Annotated in this window: 2 protein-coding genes; both read right to left on the bottom strand. The window is 66.2% G+C overall.

What is annotated here, in order from left to right; translation table 11 throughout:
* Positions 1 to 1,459: condensation domain-containing protein (locus tag ACG0Z6_RS16570; protein WP_394463444.1), on the bottom strand; the 1,459-nt coding region annotated here is incomplete at its 3' end.
* Positions 1,460 to 1,479: 20 nt separating this feature from the next.
* Positions 1,480 to 2,039 (bottom strand): phosphopantetheine-binding protein (locus tag ACG0Z6_RS16565; protein WP_394463442.1); only part of this gene is annotated, 560 nt, incomplete at its 5' end.

Here is a 2,039-nt window from a genome sequence, read left to right as displayed (position 1 = left end):
GCTCCGCCTCGCCTGCGAGCTCAACCTCGCCCAGCGCCTGCTCTGGATGTTCGGCCAGCGCTTGCAGCATCGCCAGGTAGTGATCGCCCAGCCGCTCGATCGTCGTCGGTTCGAACAGCTCCGCCGCATAGGTCAGCACCGCCGAGATGCGGCCATCGGGTTGTTCGTGCAGATCGAGGGTCAGCTCGAACTGCGCAGCCGCATCAGGAAGCTCCCACGGCGCCAAGGTCAGCCCAGGCAGACGCTCGAGTGCGCGATGGTCGTCGCGCTGATGATTGAACATGACCTGAAATAGCGGCGCATGCGCCAGACTGCGCTCCGGCTGCAGCGCCTCGACGAGTTGCTCGAACGGCAGGTCTTGGTGGACCTGGGCGCCGAGTGCAGCCTCGCGTACCTGCGCCAGCAGTTGCGACAAGGTCATCTGCGGCCCCACCTGGGCGCGCAGCACCTGCGTGTTCACGAAGAAGCCAACGACGCCTTCGATCTCGTCGCGCTGCCGATTCGCGATCGGCACGCCGACACGAATGTCGCCCTGCCCGGTCCAGCGATGCAGCAGAGCCTGCCAACCGGCAAGCAGCGCCATGAAAGGGGTCAGGTTTTGCGCATGAGACACGCTGCCCAGCGCTTCGACCAACGCGGGCGGCAGCTCGAAAACATGCCGGGCGGCGCGCCAGTTCGTATCGGCGCCGCGCGGGTGATCGGTCGGCAATTGCAACGCAGGGGCGTCCTCACCGAGCTGTGCGGTCCAGTAGGCAAGCTGGCGGTCCTTCTCGCCGGCCTCGAGCCAGCTGCGCTGCCAGGCCGCATAGTCGGCATAGTGGAGCGACAGCGGTTCCAGCACATGGAGGGGCAAAGCCAGGCCCTTGCTCAACGCGCCATAGAGCGTCGAGAACTCATCGACGATGATCTTCAGCGACCATCCGTCGGACACGATGTGATGCATGACGACAACGAGCAGATGATCCTCGTCGTCGAGACGAATCAGGCCGACTCTGAAGAGCGGGCCGCGTTCAAGATCGAATGCCTGGTCGTGGGTATGCCGGGCCTCATGCGCGGCCGCTTGCTCGCGCTCGATGCTGTTCGGCACCGAGCCGACATCGACCTCGACGAAGGAGAACGGGGCGTCGGCTAGGATCTGCTGTTCGGCAAGACCACCGTCGACCGGACGGAAGACGGTGCGCAAGGATTCGTGGCGCGCGATCAATGCCTCGAAGCTGCCGCGCAATGCCGCTCGGTCGAGCTTGCCGGTCAGGCGCAATGCACCGCCGACATGGTAGGCGGCGCTCTGCTCGTCGAGCTGGGCGAGGAACCACAGGCGGGCCTGGGCGTAGGACAGACGTTCGCGGGCGGTCCGGGCGGGCACGATCGGCAGGCGCGAGAAATCGAGCGACTGCTGCCGCAGCACTTCGAGGAAGGCCTTCTGCTTGTCCGCCGACATGGCCGCAAAACGCTCGGCCAACTCATACTTCCTGCGATCCATCATCCCTCCACCATGTCGAGCAGCGCGGCCATGCGATCCAGCTCTGCCGCTTCGGTCGCCGCGCCTTCGCCGCGAGCCCGGTCGACGATCCGTCCGTAGTCGAGCAAGGTCGGGCTTTCGAAAAGCTGTTTGAGTGGCAACTGCACGCTGAGCCGCTGGCGCAGCTTCGCGAGCACTTGCAGTGCGGCCAGCGAATGCCCGCCGATCTCGAAGAAGTTGTCATGGCGCCCGACCCGTTCGATGCCGAGCACCTCGGCCCAGATCGCCGCGAGCTGCTCCTCCACCTCCCCCTGCGGCGCCTCGTACACCCGCTCGATCTCCTGCGGCTGCGGTAGTGCCTTGCGATCCACCTTGCCGTTGGCGTTCAGCGGCAGCCCGTCGAGCCTCACGATCAGCGCCGGCACCATGTACTCGGGCAGCTGTCGGCTGAGTGCCTGCTTCAGGCCTGCGTCGTCGAACTGCTCAGTCGCGCACGCCACGTAGGCCACGAGCCGCTGCTCCCGCGCCACCACCACCGCGTGCTGGATGCCCGGCTGCGCCAGCAGCTGGGCTTCGATCT

Origin of the sequence: Roseateles rivi, assembly GCF_043555845.1 — a bacterium.
In the GTDB taxonomy this organism is placed as follows: domain Bacteria; phylum Pseudomonadota; class Gammaproteobacteria; order Burkholderiales; family Burkholderiaceae_C; genus Roseateles; species Roseateles rivi.
This window is presented reverse-complemented; position numbering and strand designations above follow the sequence as displayed.